2 protein-coding genes are annotated in these 1,740 nt (G+C 66.4%); both read left to right on the top strand.

Translation table 11 applies throughout. The features are described 5' to 3' along the window. The coding region (locus tag SB4_RS18335) for an FGGY-family carbohydrate kinase (protein ID WP_241488695.1) at positions 1-891 on the top strand (891 nt) is incomplete at its 5' end. Position 892: 1 nt separating this feature from the next. Beyond that, on the top strand, positions 893-1,740 hold an 848-nt coding region (locus tag SB4_RS18330; protein ID WP_153006340.1), incomplete at its 3' end, for a xylose isomerase.

The raw sequence follows: 1,740 nt of genomic DNA, 5'->3' as shown, positions 1-1,740 counted from the left end.
GAGCCAGCCGCCACCGGCCTGAACCGCGAGCAGATGCCGCAGGCGGTCGAGGGAACGGCGCAGACCGGTCGCCTACGTGCCGAGGTGGCCGAGGCCTGGGGTATCGATCAGGTGCCGGTCGCGGGCGGTGGTGGCGACAATGCCGCCGGGGCCGCGGGCGTCGGAGTGGTGAAGGACGGTGATGCTTTGCTGTCGCTGGGCACGTCGGGCGTCATCTTTGCTGCGACCAGGGAATTCCGCCCCAATCCTGCGGGTGCGGTCCATGCCTTCTGCCATTGTCTGCCGAATGTCTGGCATCAGATGTCGGTGCATCTGTCGGCGGCGGCCTGCATCGACTGGGTGGCACGGCTGACCGGCACGCCCGGCGCGGCCGAGCTGTTTGCTCGCGCCGAAAGCGTGGGGCCCTCGAGCGGCCCGGAAATCTTCCTCCCCTATCTGTCGGGTGAGCGGACGCCGCATAACGATGCCGAGGTGCGCGGGGGCTTCCTGGGCCTCGACCATGACACCACGCCGGAGCGGTTGGCGCAGGCGGTACTGGAGGGCGTGGCCTTTGCGCTCGCCGACGGCCTGTCGGTCTTGCGCGACGCCGGGACCGAACTGTCGCAGCTGTCGGTCATCGGCGGGGGTGCGCGTTCGTCCTATTGGGGCCAGACGCTCGCCGCCGCACTGAACGTCGAGCTGGTCTATCTGAAGGGCGGCGAGGTCGGCCCGGCGCTGGGTGCGGCACGCCTGGCCCAACTGGCGGTCGATGGCGGCTCGCCCGAGGAGGTCTGCGCGCCGCCGCCAGTGTCTCACACCATCGCCCCCGACGCGGCGCTCGTCGAGCGTTTCGCCCCCAAGATCGCGCGCTTCCGCGACAGCTATTCCCGCATCACTCCGAGGAATTCGTAACATGGCTACCGACTTTTTCGCCGACATCCCGACGATCCGCTATGAAGGCCCGGACAGCGAGAACGAGCTCGCCTACCGCTTCTACGACAAGAACCGCGTCGTCCTGGGCAAGACGATGGAAGAGCATCTGCGCTTCGCCGCGTGCTTCTGGCACACCTTCTGCTGGCCCGGCTCGGACGTGTTCGGCGGCGGCACCTTCAACCGCCCCTGGCATGCGGGCGCCAATGACAGCGCGGCCGCCGCGCAGAAGCGGGAAGTGGCGTTCGACTTCTTCTCGAAACTCGACGTGCCCTATTACTGCTTCCATGACGTCGACGTGATGGCCGATGCGCAGGGCGTTGCCGAGCATCGCCGTTACTTCGCCGAAGCGGTCGATCATCTCGAAAAGCTGCAGGCCTCGTCGGGCCGTAAGCTGCTCTGGGGCACCGCCAACCTGTTCAGCCACCCGCGCTTCGCCGCCGGTGGCGCGACCAATCCCGATCCGGAAGTCTATGCCTTTGGCGCGATGCAGGTCCGCGACGCGCTGGAGGCGACGCATCGCCTGGGGGGCGCGAACTACGTCCTGTGGGGCGGTCGTGAGGGTTACGAGACGCTGCTCAACACCAATATGAAGCGCGAACTCGACAATCTGGGCCGCTTCCTGACCCTGGTCGTCGAGCATAAGCACAAGATCGGCTTCAACGGCACCATCCTGATCGAACCGAAGCCGCACGAGCCGACCAAGCACCAGTATGACTTCGACACGGCCACCGTGTACGGCTTCCTCAAGGCTTACGGCCTCGAGAACGAAGTGAAGGTCAATATCGAGGCGAACCATGCCACGCTGGCCGGTCACACCTTCGAGCATGA

It is taken from the genome of Sphingomonas sanguinis, assembly GCF_001476905.1.
Lineage (GTDB): Bacteria > Pseudomonadota > Alphaproteobacteria > Sphingomonadales > Sphingomonadaceae > Sphingomonas > Sphingomonas sanguinis_B.
The sequence above is the reverse complement of the archived record's forward strand: the minus strand, read 5'-3'. Positions and strand labels throughout refer to the sequence as shown.